General features: G+C 67.2%; 13 protein-coding genes. 9 read left to right on the forward strand and 4 right to left on the reverse strand.

The window, feature by feature from the left end:
* The 8 genes from M7H19_RS08215 to M7H19_RS08250 all read left to right on the forward strand — a co-directional run.
* Positions 1–793: acyl-CoA dehydrogenase family protein (locus M7H19_RS08215; protein ID WP_298179105.1), on the forward strand; the 793-nt coding region annotated here is incomplete at its 5' end.
* Complete coding sequence (locus tag M7H19_RS08220; RefSeq protein WP_298179109.1) at positions 790–2,397, forward strand: carboxyl transferase domain-containing protein; 1,608 nt, start codon at positions 790–792, stop codon at positions 2,395–2,397. The genes M7H19_RS08215 and M7H19_RS08220, both read left to right, overlap by 4 nt.
* Before the next feature lie 7 nt (positions 2,398–2,404).
* A complete protein-coding gene (locus M7H19_RS08225) occupies positions 2,405–4,402 on the forward strand; it encodes a biotin carboxylase N-terminal domain-containing protein (protein ID WP_298179111.1) in 1,998 nt (665 codons plus the stop codon).
* Positions 4,399–5,556, forward strand: coding sequence for an acyl-CoA dehydrogenase (locus M7H19_RS08230; RefSeq protein ID WP_298179113.1), 1,158 nt, complete (start codon positions 4,399–4,401; stop codon positions 5,554–5,556). Before M7H19_RS08225 ends, M7H19_RS08230 begins: the two co-directional genes overlap by 4 nt.
* A gap of 30 nt (positions 5,557–5,586) precedes the next feature.
* Positions 5,587–6,429: an NAD(P)-dependent oxidoreductase gene (locus tag M7H19_RS08235; protein ID WP_298179115.1), complete on the forward strand. Its 843-nt coding sequence runs from the start codon at positions 5,587–5,589 to the stop codon at positions 6,427–6,429.
* A complete protein-coding gene (locus M7H19_RS08240) occupies positions 6,419–7,042 on the forward strand; it encodes a TetR/AcrR family transcriptional regulator (protein ID WP_298179119.1) in 624 nt (207 codons plus the stop codon). Before M7H19_RS08235 ends, M7H19_RS08240 begins: the two co-directional genes overlap by 11 nt.
* Positions 7,043–7,506: 464 nt before the next feature.
* On the forward strand, positions 7,507–9,726 hold the full coding sequence (locus tag M7H19_RS08245; protein ID WP_298179121.1) for a carbon starvation CstA family protein: 2,220 nt from the start codon (positions 7,507–7,509) through the stop codon (positions 9,724–9,726).
* Positions 9,723–9,959 carry a YbdD/YjiX family protein gene (locus M7H19_RS08250; RefSeq protein ID WP_298179125.1) on the forward strand — a complete coding sequence of 79 codons (237 nt, stop codon included), beginning with the start codon at positions 9,723–9,725 and terminating at the stop codon, positions 9,957–9,959. The genes M7H19_RS08245 and M7H19_RS08250 overlap by 4 nt, the downstream gene beginning before the upstream one ends.
* Positions 9,960–10,049: 90 nt before the next feature.
* Here the strand turns inward: M7H19_RS08250 and M7H19_RS08255 are convergent, their stop codons facing one another.
* Positions 10,050–10,949: a dihydrodipicolinate synthase family protein gene (locus M7H19_RS08255; protein ID WP_298179128.1), complete on the reverse strand. Its 900-nt coding sequence runs from the start codon at positions 10,947–10,949 to the stop codon at positions 10,050–10,052.
* A 548-nt stretch (positions 10,950–11,497) separates the two neighbouring features.
* Here M7H19_RS08255 and M7H19_RS08260 point away from each other — a divergent pair.
* The gene (locus tag M7H19_RS08260; protein WP_298179131.1) at positions 11,498–12,898 is read left to right on the forward strand and encodes an APC family permease; all 1,401 of its coding nucleotides are present in this window, start codon (positions 11,498–11,500) and stop codon (positions 12,896–12,898) included.
* 234 nt (positions 12,899–13,132) lie between these two features.
* Here the strand turns inward: M7H19_RS08260 and M7H19_RS08265 are convergent, their stop codons facing one another.
* From M7H19_RS08265 to M7H19_RS08275, 3 genes are read right to left on the reverse strand one after another with little or no spacing between them, the layout of a single operon-like run.
* Positions 13,133–13,969 (reverse strand): class II fructose-bisphosphate aldolase, encoded by an 837-nt coding sequence (locus M7H19_RS08265; protein WP_298179134.1) that lies wholly within the window; start codon positions 13,967–13,969, stop codon positions 13,133–13,135.
* A 7-nt stretch (positions 13,970–13,976) separates the two neighbouring features.
* Positions 13,977–14,861, reverse strand: a complete 885-nt coding sequence (locus tag M7H19_RS08270) for an SIS domain-containing protein (protein ID WP_298179136.1) — start codon at positions 14,859–14,861, stop codon at positions 13,977–13,979.
* Positions 14,862–15,914, reverse strand: coding sequence for an ROK family protein (locus tag M7H19_RS08275; protein WP_298179139.1), 1,053 nt, complete (start codon positions 15,912–15,914; stop codon positions 14,862–14,864).
* Positions 15,915–15,916: the final 2 nt, after the last annotated feature.

Here is a 15,916-nt window from a genome sequence, read left to right on the forward strand (position 1 = left end):
CAAGACCATCGGGGCGTTGGCGATCACCGAACCCGACGGGGGGTCGGACGTGGCGTCGTTGCGGACCACGGCGGTGCGCGACGGCGACCACTACGTCGTCAACGGGGCGAAGACGTTCATCACCTCCGGTTGCCGCGCCGATTTCGTCACCACCGCCGTACGAACGGGAGAATCCGGTGCGCACGGGCTGTCCCTACTGGTGATCGAGAAGGGCACGCCCGGCTTCTCCGTGAACCGCAGGTTGGAGAAGATGGGTTGGCACTGTTCCGACACCGCCGAGCTGTCGTTCGACGACGTGCGGGTTCCCGCCTCGCATCTGGTAGGGGCCGAGAACAGCGCCTTCGGTCAGATCGCCGTCCAGTTCGTCGCCGAGCGGCTCACGCTGGCCGTGCAGGCGTACGCCACCGCGCAGCGCGCGCTGGACCTCACGGTGGAGTGGTGCCGCCTGCGGGAGACGTTCGGCAGACCACTGATCTCACGACAGACCGTGCAGCACACACTCGCCGAGATGGCCCGCCGGATCGACGTCGCCCGCACCTACGTCCGCCAGGTGGCGGTACGCCATGCCGTGGGTGAGGAAGTGATCGCCCAGACGTGCTTCGCCAAGAACACCGCCGTCGAGGCGGGATCGTGGGTCGTCGACAAGGCCGTCCAGCTCCACGGCGGACTCGGCTACTCGCGTGAGTCCGAAGTGGAGAGACATTATCGGGACATGCGCATCCTCGGCATCGGCGGTGGCACCACCGAGATCATGACGACGTTGGCGGCCAAACGACTCGGATTCACCTCATGACGATTCTGAAATCCACTGTCGATGTCACCGACCCCCGGTACGTCGGCTATCGGGCGGCCATGCTGGACAAGCTCGCCGAAATCGAAGCCGAACACGCCAAAGCCGTGGCCGGAGGCGGGCAGAAGTACGTCGACAGACACCGGCGGCGCGGCAAACTGCTCGTACGCGAGCGTATCGAGCTGCTACTCGATCCCGACTCGCCGTTTTTGGAGCTCTCCCCACTGGCGGGGTGGGGCAGCGACTATCCGGTGGGAGCCAGCGTGGTCACCGGCATCGGCGTCGTCGAAGGCGTCGAATGCATGATCATCGGAAACGACCCCACCGTGAGGGGCGGAGCCAGTAATCCGTGGACCGTGCGCAAGATCTTCCGCGCGTCCGACATCGCACTCGCCAATCGGCTGCCCGTGATCAACCTGGTGGAGTCGGGCGGTGCCGACCTGCCGAGTCAGAAGGAGATCTTCATCCCCGGCGGGCGGTTATTCCGGGACCTCACCCGGCTGTCGGCCGCCGGTATTCCCACGATGGCGCTCGTGTTCGGCAACTCCACGGCCGGAGGCGCCTACGTGCCCGGCATGTCCGACCACGTGGTGATGGTGGAAGGCCGGTCGAAGGTGTTCCTCGGCGGGCCACCGCTGGTGAAGATGGCCACCGGCGAGGATTCCGACGACGAATCGCTGGGTGGGGCGGCCATGCACGCCCGCACCTCCGGTTTGGCCGACTACCTGGCCCGCGACGAGGTCGACGCCGTTCGGATCGGCAGACGGATCGTGCACCGGCTGAACTGGCGCAAGCTGGGTCCCACGCCGGAGAAGCCGACACCGCCCCGCTACGACCCCGAAGAACTGCTCGGGATCGTGCCCGACGACCTCAAAGTGCCCTTCGACCCCCGGGACGTCCTGGCCAGAGTGGTGGACGACTCCGCCTTCGACGAGTTCAAACCGCTCTACGGACCGAGTCTGGTCACCGGATGGGCGCGGATACACGGGTATCCGGTGGGGGTGCTCGCCAACGCGCAAGGCGTGTTGTTCAGCGAGGAGTCACAGAAGGCCGCGCAATTCATCCAGCTCGCCAATCAGACCGACACACCGCTGCTGTTCCTCCACAACACCACGGGCTACATGGTGGGTGCCGACTACGAGCAGGGCGGCATCATCAAACACGGCGCCATGATGATCAACGCGGTCTCCAACAGCCGGGTCCCGCATCTTTCGGTCCTCCTGGGAGCGTCCTACGGCGCCGGACACTACGGCATGTGTGGGCGCGCCTATGATCCTCGTTTCCTGTTCGCCTGGCCCAGCGCGAAATCAGCGGTGATGGGGCCACAGCAGCTCGCCGGGGTGCTCTCCATCGTCGCGCGCAACGCCGCGCAGGCCCGCGGCCAGGCCTACGACGAGGAAGGGGACGCCGCGTTACGCGCCGCCGTCGAAGCACAGGTGGAGGCGGAATCGCTGCCGCTGTTTTTGTCGGGCCGACTCTACGACGACGGGGTGATCGACCCGAGGGACACGCGCACCGTGCTGGGGCTGTGCCTGTCCGCCGTGCACTCCCAGGTCGTCCAGGGTGCCCGGTTCGACGGCACCGGTTTCGGTGTCTTCCGGATGTGAGGTCGCTGTGATAACGAATCTGCTGGTCGCCAACCGTGGTGAGATCGCGCTGCGGGTGTTCCGTACCTGCCGACAGCAGGGGATCGGCACCGTGGCGGTGTATTCGGACGCCGACGCCGACAGCCCCCACGTCGCCGCCGCCGACGCGGCCGTGCGACTGCCCGGCGTGGCCCCCGCGGACACCTACCTGCGTGCGGAGGCGGTGGTGACCGCAGCCCTCGACGCGGGTGCCGACGCCGTGCATCCCGGCTACGGGTTCCTCTCGGAGAACGCCGAGTTCGCCCGCGCGGTATCGGCTGCGGGACTGACCTGGGTCGGCCCGTCGCCGGACAGCATCGAACTCATGGGGTCGAAGGTCGAGTCGAAACGCGTCGTGGCCTCCGCCGGAGTGCCCGTGCTGGCAGAACTCGACCCCGACACCGTGACCGACGACGAATTCCCCGTGCTGATCAAGGCTTCCGCGGGAGGCGGTGGCCGCGGTATGCGGGTGGTGCGCGACCGGGAGGCACTGGCGGAGGCCGTGGAGAGTGCGCGCGCGGAGGCGGAATCGGCGTTCGGGGATCCGACCGTGTTCTGTGAGCGCTACCTCGAACACGGTCGGCATATCGAGATCCAGGTGTTGGCCGATTCCCACGGCACCGTCTGGGCGCTCGGTGAGCGTGAATGCTCCATCCAACGCCGACACCAGAAGGTCGTGGAGGAGGCCCCGTCACCGGCCGTGAACCCCGCTTTGCGCGAGCGGCTGTGCGAGGCCGCTCGCACGGTGGCGCGCGCGGTCGACTACATCGGCGCGGGAACCGTCGAGTTCCTCGTCACCTCCGACGGCGAGTTCTTCTTCCTGGAGATGAACACCCGACTCCAGGTCGAACATCCGGTCACCGAATGCGTCACCGGACTCGACCTCGTGGCACTACAGCTTCGTATCGCCGAAGGAGAAGCGCTCGTCGGAGAACCGCCGCAGGTACGGGGACACGCGATCGAGGCCCGTCTCTACGCCGAGGACCCGGTCGCGGACTGGCGTCCCCAGAGTGGCACACTGCACCGGTTCGCGGTGCGCGATGTGCGGGCGGAGTTCACGGTGCCCGATCGGCACGGCGTCCGGCTCGACGCAGGAGTGGTCGACGGATCCGTGGTCGGAGTGCACTACGACCCGATGCTGGCCAAGGTGATCGCATGGGGGCCCGATCGGGCCACGACCGCCCGGATGCTGGCCGGAGCTTTGGCCTCGGCACGCATCCACGGTCTTGTGACGAACCGGGATCTGCTGGTGGCGGTGTTGCGGCATCCGGAGTTCCTCGCCGGGAACACCGACACGGGCTTTCTCACTCGGCACCGAGCCGTCACCGACGCCACGCCCGCTGAGGCGACCGTGCGACTGTCGGTGTTGGCCGCCGCGTTCGCCGATGTCGCCCACAACCGGGCACGGGCGAAAGTGTTGGCCTCACTCCCGGCGGCATGGCGCAACGTGCCCTCGGCGCCGCAGGTGAAGATCTACCGGCACGGTGAGACCGAGCATCGCGTCCGCTACACCGCCGCTCGATCCGGACCGGTCGCCGAGGACGACCCGGACGTCGAGATCGTGGAGGCCACACCGGATCGCGTCGTACTGCGCCGGGACGGTGTGCGGCGCGCGTTCGACATCGCCCGCTACCCCGGTCTGGTCACCGTGGACTCGGCACTGGGCGCGGTGAACCTCACTCCGGTGCCACGTTTCTCCGGCCCGGAAGCCGAACTCGCCACGGGTTCGCTGGTCGCTCCGATGCCGGGCACGGTCACCCGGGTCGTCGTGTCGGTGGGAGACCGGGTACGTGCCGGACAACCACTGCTGTGCTTGGAGGCGATGAAGATGGAGCATCGCGTGGCCGCACCGGCCGAAGGCCGGGTCACCGAGCTCACCGCCGTCGAAGGAACCCAGGTGGAACAGGGCGTGGTGTTGGCCGTCGTGACACCCGACGAAGAGCGAGACGGGTCCGCCACCGCCGAAGCAGCGAAGGAGTCAGCGTGAACTTCACCGAATCGTCGGAACGGCAGGCGCTGCGGAAAGCCGTGGCCGAACTCGCCGCGAAGTACGGTCACGAGTACTACCTGGAAAAGGCCCGCAGCGGCGGCCACACCAGCGAACTGTGGGACGAGGCGGGCAGACTCGGCTATCTCGGTGTCTCGGTGCCCGAAGCCTACGGCGGTGGCGGTGCGGGGATCGGCGATCTGGCGGCGGTGTGCGAGGAGTTCTGCGCCGCGGGCACACCCATGCTGCTCATGGTGGTGTCACCGGCGATCTGCGCGACGGTGATCGCACGTTTCGGCACCGACGAGCAGAAAGCCCATTGGCTGCCCGGCTTCGCCACCGGCCAGGTGCGGATGTCGTTTGCCATCACCGAACCCGACGCGGGTTCGAACTCCCACCGCATCACCACCACCGCTCGCCGGGACGGTAGCGACTGGGTGCTGCGCGGACGCAAGGTGTTCATCTCCGGCGTGGATGAGGCCGACGCGGTGCTCGTGGTGGGCCGCACCGAGGACGCGCGGACGGGCAGGCTCAAACCCGCGTTGTTCATCGTGCCCACCGATGCCCCGAATTTCGAGTACCGGGCCATTCCGATGGATCTGGTGTCGGCGGACAAACAGTTCGAGCTTGTCCTCGACGACGTGCGTCTACCCGGTGACGCGCTCGTCGGTTCCGAGGACGCCGCTTTAGCCCAACTGTTCGCGGGACTGAACCCGGAACGCATCATGGGTGCTTCCTTCTCGGTCGGGATCGCCCGCTACGCGCTCGACAAGGCGGTGACCTACGCACAGCAACGCAGCGTCTTCGGCGCACCCATCGGCACACACCAGGGACTGGCGCACCCGTTGGCCGAGATCAAGATCGAGTTGGAACTCGCCAAACTCATGACCCAGAAAGCCGCGGCGATCTACGACTCCGGGGACGACGGTGCGGCGGGCGAGGCCGCCAACATGGCCAAGTACGCCGGGGCCGAGGTCGCCGTGCGCGCCGTCGACCAGTCAGTGCAGGTCCACGGCGGCAATGGACTGGCCTCCGAGTACGGTTTGGGCACGATGTTGGCCGCGGTACGGGTGGGCCGGATCGCTCCCGTGAGCCGGGAGATGGTCCTCAACTTCGTGGCCCAACACAGTCTCGGACTGCCCAAGTCGTACTGACGTCGTGAAGATCTCAGGAAGGAGTCACACGTGACCACGTTGGTCGGAAAGACCATCATCATGTCCGGGGGGAGCCGGGGCATCGGGGAGGCCATCGCCGTGCGTGCCGCGCGGGACGGCGCCAATGTGGCGTTGCTCGCCAAGACCGCCGAGCCGCACCCGAAGTTGCCCGGGACCGTCCACACGGCTGCGAAGGCGATCGAGGACGCGGGTGGGCAGGCACTGCCGATCGTGGGCGACGTTCGTGACGACGAGGCCGTGGTGTCGGCGGTCGAGCGCACGGTGGAGCAGTTCGGCGGCATCGACATCGTGGTCAACAACGCCAGCGCCATCGACCTCACCCCGTCGGAACATATTCCGATGAAGCGCTACGACCTCATGCAGGACATCAACGCCCGTGGCTCGTTCCTGCTGTCCCGCACGGCGATCCCGCACCTGCGCCGCGCCGACAACCCGCACATCCTCACCCTGTCGCCACCGATCCGGCTCGAGGAGAAGTGGTTCGAGACAGGGCACCTCGCCTACAGCATCGCCAAGTACTCGATGAGTCTGGTCACGGTGGGCCTGGCCGCCGAACTGCGCGCCGACGGCATCGCGGCCAACTCGTTGTGGCCACGCACGACCATCGACACCGCGGCCATTCGCAACGTGGTCGGCGCGGAGTTGTCGAGCCGCTCCCGCACCCCCGAGATCATGGCGGACGCGGCACACGCCATCCTCACCAAGCCGAGCCGGAAGCTGACGGGGCGGTTCCTCATCGACGACGAGGTGTTGGCCGCCGAGGGCGTCACGGACTTCTCGCGTTATCGCCTCGCCGAACGCGAGGAGGACCTCCAACTGGACTTCTGGGTCGACCCGGCCAATGACACGTGAACCGAGACAGGAACGCAGCAGGGCGACACGGCGGCGGTTGATGACCGCCGCCGTGGAGTGTCTGGCCGAACACGGCTGGACGAACACCACGGTGGCCCTCGTCGCCGAACGGGCGGGCGTGTCACGTGGCGCGGCCCAACACCACTTCCCGACCCGGGAGGACCTCGTGGTGGCCACGGTCGAGTTCCTGGCCGAGGAACAGATCGCCGAGGTGCGTTCCCGGGCGGAGACGCTGCCCCCAGGCCGCCGCAGGGCGTTGCCGGTGGCACGCATGCTGTTGAACCTCTACACCGGGCCGAAGTTCCGTGCCGCCCTGCATCTGTGGGTGGCGGCGTCCACCGACGAGGCTCTGCGTTCGGTGCTGGCTCCGCTGGAAGCCCGCGTCGGCCGGGAATCCCACCGAGTCGCGGCCGAGCTGCTCGGCGCCGACGAATCCCGGCCCGGTGTACGCGAGACCGTGCAGACCACGCTCGACCTGGCTCGGGGTCTCGGGCTGGCGAGTCTGCTCAGTGATGACTCGAAACGTCGCGAACGCCTCGTGCGGCAGTGGGCGACGGTGTTGGAACCGGTCGTGGAGGAACGCAGCGGAGGCCGGGTCCGCAGCGGGTCCTGAGGTTCGTCGCGGTCATTCCTCGTTTTCCGGCCATCGATGTCGATCGCCGTATTCATCGCAAGCGCCATCCTGCTGGAAATGTCCGTTATATAGGCATTCCCAGGCGTGTCCATAATGTTCCGATTCGAGGTGGGCGGTACTGCGTCGCCGCCGCTCTGTCCTGGCCGGATCACCTCCCGATCGCTTGCGTGGCCGGCTCACGAACCGTTGTGGGAAACACCCGTTAGGAGGGCTCAGCCTGGTCGCTTCGTGTGATAAATCTCTGAATCCTGACGATGCCGAGCAGCGCATACTCGCAAGGAGGCGGTACAGACCGCTGGACGAGTGACACTAGGGAGCACGTTCCAGCGACACCTTCCGACGTCGGTCGTAGAACACGGGTGAAAAGACGGGCCGATGACACTCCCACCACGGCACGCGACGAGCGCACCATTCGGATCGAACACACACGCGCAGGAGCACACATGGCAACGGTCGGGCATCCACCGGTCGAGGTGAACGACAAACCTCGATGGACACCGGGCAGAGTCGTGCTCTGGGTGGCGATCTCGCTGCTCGGGGCCATCGCCTGGACCATTCTCGCGTTGTCCAGGGACGAGCAGGTGAACGCGATCTGGTTCATTTTCGCGGCACTGTGCTCGTACGCGATCGCCTACCGGTTCTACGCGAGGTTCATCCTCACGAAGGTCCTCAAGGCCGATGACAAACGCGCCACTCCGGCGGAGCGACTGGAGAACGGCGCCGACTACAACCGCACCGACCGTCGAGTGCTCTACGGGCACCACTTCGCGGCCATCGCGGGCGCCGGTCCGCTGGTTGGCCCGGTACTCGCCGCGCAGATGGGCTACCTGCCCGGCACGATCTGGATCATCGTCGGTGTCATCTTCGCGGGCGCCGTGCAGGACATGGTGGTCCTGTTCTTCTCGATGCGCCGCAACGGCCGGTCGCTCGGGCAGATGGCCCGCGACGAGATCGGTCCCATCGGCGGTGCCGCCGCGATCCTCGCCGTCCTGGCCATCATGATCATCCTGCTGGCGGTGTTGGCGCTCGTGGTGGTGAACGCGCTCGCCGAATCGCCGTGGGGTGTGTTCTCGATCGCGATGACCATCCCGATCGCGTTCTTCATGGGTTTCTACCTGCGCTACCTGCGGCCGGGCCGGGTCACCGAGGTCAGCTTCATCGGCTGTGCCCTGTTGCTGTTCGCGATCGTCGCGGGTGGCTGGGTGGCCGAGTCGTCGTGGGCGCCGATGTTCACGTTGGACAAGGTCACGCTGGTCTGGTGTCTCATCATCTACGGTTTCCTCGCCTCGGTGTTGCCCGTGTGGATGTTGTTGGCGCCCCGGGACTACCTGTCGACGTTCATGAAGGTCGGCACGATCGCCCTGCTCGCGGTGGGTGTCCTGATCGCGATGCCTGCCACCACGATGCCCGCGTTCACCGAGTTCGCGTTCACCGGCGAGGGCCCGGCGTTCTCGGGCGCGTTGTTCCCGTTCGTGTTCATCACCATCGCCTGCGGCGCGTTGTCGGGTTTCCACGCGCTGGTCGCCTCGGGAACCACGCCGAAGATGGTGGCCAAGGAGCGGCAGGTCAAGCTCATCGGCTACGGCGGGATGCTCACCGAGTCGTTCGTGGCGATCATGGCGCTCGTCGCGGCCTGCGTGATCGACCAGGGTCTGTACTTCGCCATGAACTCGGCGGCGGGAGCCACGGGCGGCACGGCCCAGGGCGCGGCACAGTTCGTCAACGGACTCGACCTGCCCGGCGTGTCCACCACCCCGGAGGCACTCGACGAGGCGGCGGCCTCGGTGCAGGAGGAGTCGCTGGTGTCGCGCACCGGCGGCGCGCCGACACTGGCGGTGGGGATCTCGGAGATCCTCGGTGGGGTCTTCGGGGGCGCGGCGGCGAAGGCGTTCTGGTACCACTTCGCGATCATGTTCGAGGCCCTGTTCATCCTCACCACGGTGGACGCCGGGACGCGCGTGGGCCGGTTCATGCTGCAGGACACCCTCGGCAACGTGGTCCCGAAGTTCAAGAACACGTCGTGGCGGCCCGGAGCGATCCTGGCCAGCGCGGTGATTGTGGCCGCGTGGGGCTCGATTCTGTTGATGGGAGTCACCGACCCTCTCGGCGGAATCAACACGCTGTTCCCGCTGTTCGGCATCGCCAACCAGTTGCTGGCCGCCGTGGCGCTCACCGTGTGCGTGACGATCCTGTGTAAGACCGGCCGGGTCAAATACGCCTGGGTGCCGGGCATTCCCTTGGTATGGGATGTCGTCGTGACACTCACGGCCAGCTGGCAGAAGATCTTCAGCAGCGATCCGAACATCGGTTACTGGGCCCAGCACAGTGCCTACAAGGAAGCGATCGCGGCGGGCGAGACGTCCATGGGGCCTGCCGAGAACGTGGCGCAGATGGAACAGGTCGTGCGCAACACGTTCATCCAAGGCAGCCTGTCGATCCTCTTCGCCCTGCTGATCGTGGTGGTGCTCGTCGACGCGCTTCGGAAGTCGATCGGCGCCATCCGGTCCGGGCGGATCAGCGACACCGAACACCCGGCGGAGGAATCGCACGTGTTCGAGCCGTCGGGGCTGTTTGCCACCGCGGAGGAGAAACGTCTCCAAGCCCAGTGGCGGGAATGGGAAGCCGGACAAACCGGACAGGAGCCCACGGCGGTGCGGACATGACCGACCGTTCCGCCACGCGTCGCCTCGGCCTCTCGCGGGCTGGGGCGGCGCTGGCCCGTGGGTGGCGCGTGGTGAGTTGGTACGTCAAAGAAGTCGTCGGTGAGAACGACTATGAGCACTACGTGACGCACCTGCGTCGACACCACCCCGACACCCAGCCGATGTCCCGGCGCGAGTTCGAACGCGCCAAGTTGGACCGGATGGACACCGACCCGCAAGCCCGCTGCTGTTGATGCCCGGTGCGTGGCACCGGCGACGGTGCGTCCGAACAGGCTGTCCGCGGTGGGGCCTGCTCGTTCCTTGTGAGGAGGTCGAGCACTCTCCTATGGCCTGATGCCGAGTCCCTCGAGCACGCGAGCGACGTGGGCACGCTGGTCGTCGTCGAGGCCGAGAATCGGCAGCGGAAGACACGGGCGTCGGGCGAATCCCAGTTGCTCGGCGATCGCCGCGGTGACGTGTAAGCTTCCGCCGAGGTCGGAGAACAGGGCCCACAGCGGGGCGAGCCGCTCGGATTCGGCTGCCACTGCCTGATGGTCACCGTTCTGCGCAGCGCGTGTGATGCGCAGGGCGAGTTCGGGCAGGGTCCCGCCGATCACCGAATACCAGGCAGCACATCCGGAGACCAGTCCTGTCGCAGCCACGGCGTCCCCGGAGACCCCGATCGTCACCCACTCGGGGAGCGCGGCGCGGATCTTCGCGATATGGGCTCGTGCCTCGCCGAGATCGGTGGGCACGCCCGGGATCTTGAACGAAGCGATTCCGGGAAGTTCTGCGATCCGCGCGTACAGGTCGAGATTGAACGTGAAGCGTGTCGTGCCGGGATTGTCGTACACGATCACGGGAACCGAACTGTGTGCGGTGACGGTACGGAACAGTTCGTACACGTCGTCATCGGTGAGGGGTTGGTAGGTCATCGGTGCCAGCAGCAACCCGGCAGCACCGGCCCGCTGTGCGTCCTCCGCGTGGGCGAGGACCTGGGACGTGCGCAGTGCACCGATGCCGATGAACACGGGAACTGTCCCCGCGTGCTCGACGGCCAGACGTGCCACGGTGGCGCGCTCCTGACGGCTGAGGTAGGCATACGATCCGGTCGAGCCGAGTGCGGTGATCGAATCGACGCCTGCGGCGGCCAATCGTTCCACCTGGGTCGCGAAGGCCGCCTCGTCGACCACGTCGTCAACGAGGGGGATGAGTGGGAAGACGCTGAGTCCGGTGAACGTCACGGTCGTAGACCCCTTTGTCTGTCGCGGCTGCTGGAGGCTGGGCGAACTCATCGTCTCCCAACACTGTGGGAAGTCTGCCGACACCTGTGGCCTGAACCGATCCCGGGCTGCACCTCGACGAGGCTCGGAGCGGGGGCCTTTCCCGTGGAACTCGCCGGCACGTGCCACGGAATGGGTAGTGCGCTCCCATTCGGGTGGCTATCCGGATACTTCGCACCCAACGGCGATCGGACTCACTCCGAAGTGTTCGTCTACAGTCGATCGCTCCAACCCGACCAAGCCCGGACCGGTCGACAACGGCATGGTCCCCTGTTCACGGCCGCCTTCGCCGGCTGCCCGAACAGTCACGAACGAGTGTCTCGACGAGAATTCCAAGCTGAGTGACCTGGCAGCACACACTCCTCGTCGGTGACACAGGGACAACGGACCGTTTCGGTCCGCATCGCACCCTCACAGAGTGGGTAGTCCTCTGCCGGACATGCCCGACGGCGGCTCCACACGAGGTGGACAGGCCCCGCCGTTTGGCTACACCGCGCACTTCTCGAGCGATGACAGAGGAGATGAACGTGCCCGGCGACCCCGATGCCGCGCGGAAACCCGCCCTCAAGAAGGCCATCGGCCCCAAACTGCTGCTGTTCTTCATCATCGGGGACATCCTCGGGACGACGATCTACGCACTCACCGGTGAGGTCGCGGGCAAGGTCGGTGGGGCACTGTGGCTTCCCTTCCTGGTCGCCTTCGTCGTCGCCTTTCTCACCGCGTTCAGTTATCTGGAGCTGGTCGGGAAGTATCCGAAAGCCGGCGGCGCGCCGCTGTACGTGCACAAGGCGTTCGGAGTGCACCTTTTGACCTTTCTGATCGCTTTCGCGGTGATGAGCTCGGGGATCACCTCGGCGTCGTCCGCCGCGGAGGCGTTCAGCGGCGACTACCTGGAAGCGATCGTCGGGGAGGACGTGTCCGGGTGGGCCTGGCTCGTGGCGATCGGCTTCCTCGTGCTCCTATCGGTGATCAACTACCGCGGTGTCAGCGAATCCGTCCGGGTGAACCTGGTGCTGACCTGTGTGGAGCTCGCCGGTTTGGCCATCGTGATCGTCTTCGGGGCCTATGCGTTGTTCACCGGGACACACAGCACCGACGTGGACCCCGATCCCGGCCGTCTCGTGGAGTTCGACCCCGACACCTCACCGCTGTTGGCCGTCACCTCGGCCACCGCACTCGCCTTCTTCGCGATGGTGGGCTTCGAGGACTCGGTGAACATGGCCGAGGAGACCAAGAACCCCACCAAGACGTTTCCCCGGGCCCTCCTGCTGGGCATGGCCATCACCGCCACGATCTACTTGCTGATCGCGCTGGTCACCTCGACGCTGGTGCCCACCGACACGCTGGCGGCCTCGGACGGCCCGCTGTTGCTGGTCGTCGAGGCGGCAGCTCCGTGGTTCCCGCCGGTCGTCTTCTCTCTGATCGCCCTGTTCGCGGTGACCAACACCGCCTTGATCAACATGATGATGGCCAGTCGGCTCGTCTACGGCATGGCACAGGAGCGGGTCATTCCGCCTCCGTTCGGCGTGGTGCACCCGACTCGGCGCACGCCGTGGGTGGCGATTCTGTTCACCAGTCTCCTCGCGGTGATCCTGGTGAGCTCGCTGGAGATCGCCGCCCTGGGGAGTACCACGTCGTTGCTGCTGCTCATGGTATTCGCGGTAGTGAACATCGCGGTGCTGGTGCTGCGTCGGGATAAGGCCGAACATGAGCACTTCCGAGCACCCACCTGGGTGCCGGTGCTCGGGGCGATCAGTTGCGCGTTCTTCGCGAGCCCGCTGTCCGGCAGGCCGGCTACGGAATACTTCGTGGCCGGCATCCTGCTGGGTATCGGTCTCCTCTTCTGGGTGGTCAACTTCCTTGTCCGACGCCGCCGCGCGGCGTTCGATCCGGCGAAGCTCCGCAAGTGACCTGAGCCGACGCGATGTGGCGAGTGCCCACTTTTCGAGCAAAGCGGTACTCGTTCGCGTTAACCGAGCAAGTCAGCGGCATCGGCTTGTAAGCGATGCTTGCCTGCATTTGTTGTGTTCAGCTGGGACCTGCCTTGCCCTGTGTCTTGCGGTACAGGCCAAGGCAGGTTTGCCCTTAGCTATTCCGCTGAAGGCCACTTCGGGGTAACCCCGCCCCAGCGTGACTCCGCGTCGTCACACGGCGTCGAGGACGCGCAGGAGGCGGATGACCTCCTCGGTCATCGCGGTTCGGCCCGCGCCCAGGTATTTGCGGGGGTCAACCACGTCGGGATGTTCGGCGAGATAGTTCCGTACCGCGTCGGTGAGCGCGTGGTTGAGGTGTGTGGCGATGTTGATTTTCGTCATTCCGGCGCGGATGGCGGCGGTCAACGTCGCATCGGGTACGCCCGACGAACCGTGCAACACCAACGGGACGTCCACGGCCTCCCGAAGCTCACCGATCCGGTCCAGGTCCAGGACGGCGGTGCGTTCGGTCATGGCGTGCGACGAACCCACCGCCACCGCCAGCGAGTCGACACCGGTGTCGCGCACGAACACGGCCGCTTCCTTCGGATCGGTGCGCACCCCGGGTGCGTGCACGCCGTCCTTACCGCCGACCTCGCCCAGCTCCGCCTCCACGGCCGCGCCCACGGCATGTGCCTCGGCCACGACCTCGGCCGTGCTCGTGACATTGACGTCGTAGGGCAGCGCGGAGGCGTCGAACATCACCGACGTGAACCCCAGGTCCAGGGCCTCGCGAACGAGGTCGCGGTCGTCGGCGTGGTCGAGGTGCAGCACCAGCGGTGCCGACGACGCCTCGGCGACGGCGGTCACCGCCTTCGCCAGCGGTGCCAGCGCACCGTGGTAACGCATGGCGTTCTGACTGATCTGCAGCACGATCGTGCAGCCGGTCTCCTCCGCCGCCGCCGCATACGCCTCGGCGTGTTCGAGCTGGATGACGTTGAACGCGGCCACACCGCGACGCTCGCCGCGCGCACGGTGGAGAGCGTCGTGCGGAGTCACCAAAGGCATGGCTCGCTCACTCTCCTGACAGGACGATCGACCGGGTCAGGTGACGGGGACGGTCGGGATCGAGTCCCTTCGACAGCGAGTACGCCACCGCGAACAGTTGGCAGCGCACCAGCGTCAGCTGGGGGTCCTCGTCGAACCACAGCGCCAACGCCCCCGTGGCCTCCACTTCCTCGACGAGCCCGTCGGGGCGGGATCCGAGGAACACCACGGCGGAGTTCTCGTCGGAGATCGCCTTGGGACCGTGCCGGTAGTCCATGGCCGGGTACGACTCCGTCCACGCCAGCGCCGCCTCGCGACACTTGAGGGCCGCCTCGTGTGCGAGTCCGACACTCCAGCCCCGGCCGAGGAACGTGATCTGGGCGCGCTCCAGCAGTGCGGGCGGGACCGACCAGCGCGCCACGTCTTCCGCGGCCGAGGCCAGGGCCTCGATGTCCTCACCCAGACCTGCCCGCAGCAGCGACAACGTCGAGGTGGCGAACCGGGTCTGCACCACCGACTGTTCGTCGGCGAAGGGCAGCGTCACGACTTCGTCCGCGGCGTCGCGTCCGGGGGAGTCGGGATCGCCGATGACGGCGAGAGTCGGCACCTTCCCCCGCAGTTCCTTCAGCAGTTCGAGCACCTCGCTCGTCGTGCCGGAACGGGAGATCGCCACGACGAGGTCGTAGTCCCGGCCGGTGGGGAACTCGCTGGCGGCGAAGGCGTCGGTGACGCCGTGGCCGAGACCTTCCCGACGAGCGGCGTAGGCCTGGGCGATGAACCAGCTCGTGCCGCACCCGACGACGGCCACGCGTTGACCGCGGCGGGGAAGGGGGGAGGAGGCGGCCAGTGCGGCGGCCTGCCTCCAGGTGTCGGGCTGGCTGGCGATCTCGATGGAGACGAGGGGAGTGGTCAATTACTTTCGCTCCTTGTCGAACATGCCTTCGGTCGGACGCGGTGTGCCGGGTCGTTCGGTTTCGTCGGTGCTGTCGCGAGTTCTCGCCGCAACCGTGTATGCGGCGAGAACCGGATCGAGATCGATGTCGGCGGCCTGCCAGCCGAGCAGCGCGGCACCCCAGGAGCCGGCCGCTCCGCCGAGTACGGCGGGCAGGATGTGGGGAGCGGGGTGCACGGTGAGCCGTTCACGCACTCGGTCTCGCAGTGGCGCGAGCAGTGTTTCTCCCGCGTGGACCAGGCCGCCACCGACGACGATCCGAGCCACGCCGGTCACCCGGACCAGGTCGGCCATGACGGAGCCCAGCACCTCGACGGCGTCGTCCCACACTCGGCGGGCCGTCGAATCGCCTTCCCGGGCGCGGGCGAGCACGTCCCGGGCACCGTCGACGGGAGTTCCCGTCAGCGCCGCGTAGCGGCGGGCGATCGCGGCGGCTGAGGCGACAGTCTCCGCGCAGCCGCGCCCACCACAGGCGCAGGGTTCGCCTTCGATCGAGCCGCCGTGGCCGATCTCTCCGGCATAGCCGCCCGAGACCACCATTCGGTCGTCGAGCAGCAGAGCCGCGGCCAGTCCCGTGCCCACCGACACGTACATCTGGTCGGTGATGCCGCGGCCCGCGCCGAGCCGCCACTCCGCTGTCGCGCCTGCGCGCACGTCGTGGCCGAAGCCCACGGGCAGGCCGGTGTGTTCGAAGACCCGTTCGACCACGGGCAGTTCCCGCCAGCCCAGGTTCTCCGAGTACACGCACACCCCGCGGCGTTCGTCGACCGTGCCGGGCACGGCCAGACCGATCCCCACCGGCACGTGCGTCGAGGGCAGCGTGGCCAGTGCGGAGTCCACTGTGTCCAGCACTACGCCGAACGAACGTTCGGGCCCGTCCGCGGCACGAGTGGGGGCCATGCCGTGGTGGAGTACTCCGGTGTGGTCGGCGACGAGCCATTTGACGAAGGTCCCGCCCACGTCGAGGGCCACGACGGCGGGCTGCGGGGGCGGATCGTTGATCGTCTGGGACACGG

The organism is Saccharomonospora sp. (genome assembly GCF_027317685.1).
Taxonomy (GTDB): domain Bacteria; phylum Actinomycetota; class Actinomycetes; order Mycobacteriales; family Pseudonocardiaceae; genus Saccharomonospora.

Coding starts and splice junctions, on each gene's coding strand:
- M7H19_RS08220 (WP_298179109.1), top strand. CDS start 790: ATGACGATTCTGAAATCCACTGTCGATGTCACCGACCCCCGGTACGTC.
- M7H19_RS08240 (WP_298179119.1), top strand. CDS start 6,419: ATGACACGTGAACCGAGACAGGAACGCAGCAGGGCGACACGGCGGCGG.
- M7H19_RS08245 (WP_298179121.1), top strand. CDS start 7,507: ATGGCAACGGTCGGGCATCCACCGGTCGAGGTGAACGACAAACCTCGA.
- M7H19_RS08250 (WP_298179125.1), top strand. CDS start 9,723: ATGACCGACCGTTCCGCCACGCGTCGCCTCGGCCTCTCGCGGGCTGGG.
- M7H19_RS08260 (WP_298179131.1), top strand. CDS start 11,498: ATGACAGAGGAGATGAACGTGCCCGGCGACCCCGATGCCGCGCGGAAA.
- M7H19_RS08265 (WP_298179134.1), bottom strand. CDS start 13,969: ATGCCTTTGGTGACTCCGCACGACGCTCTCCACCGTGCGCGCGGCGAG.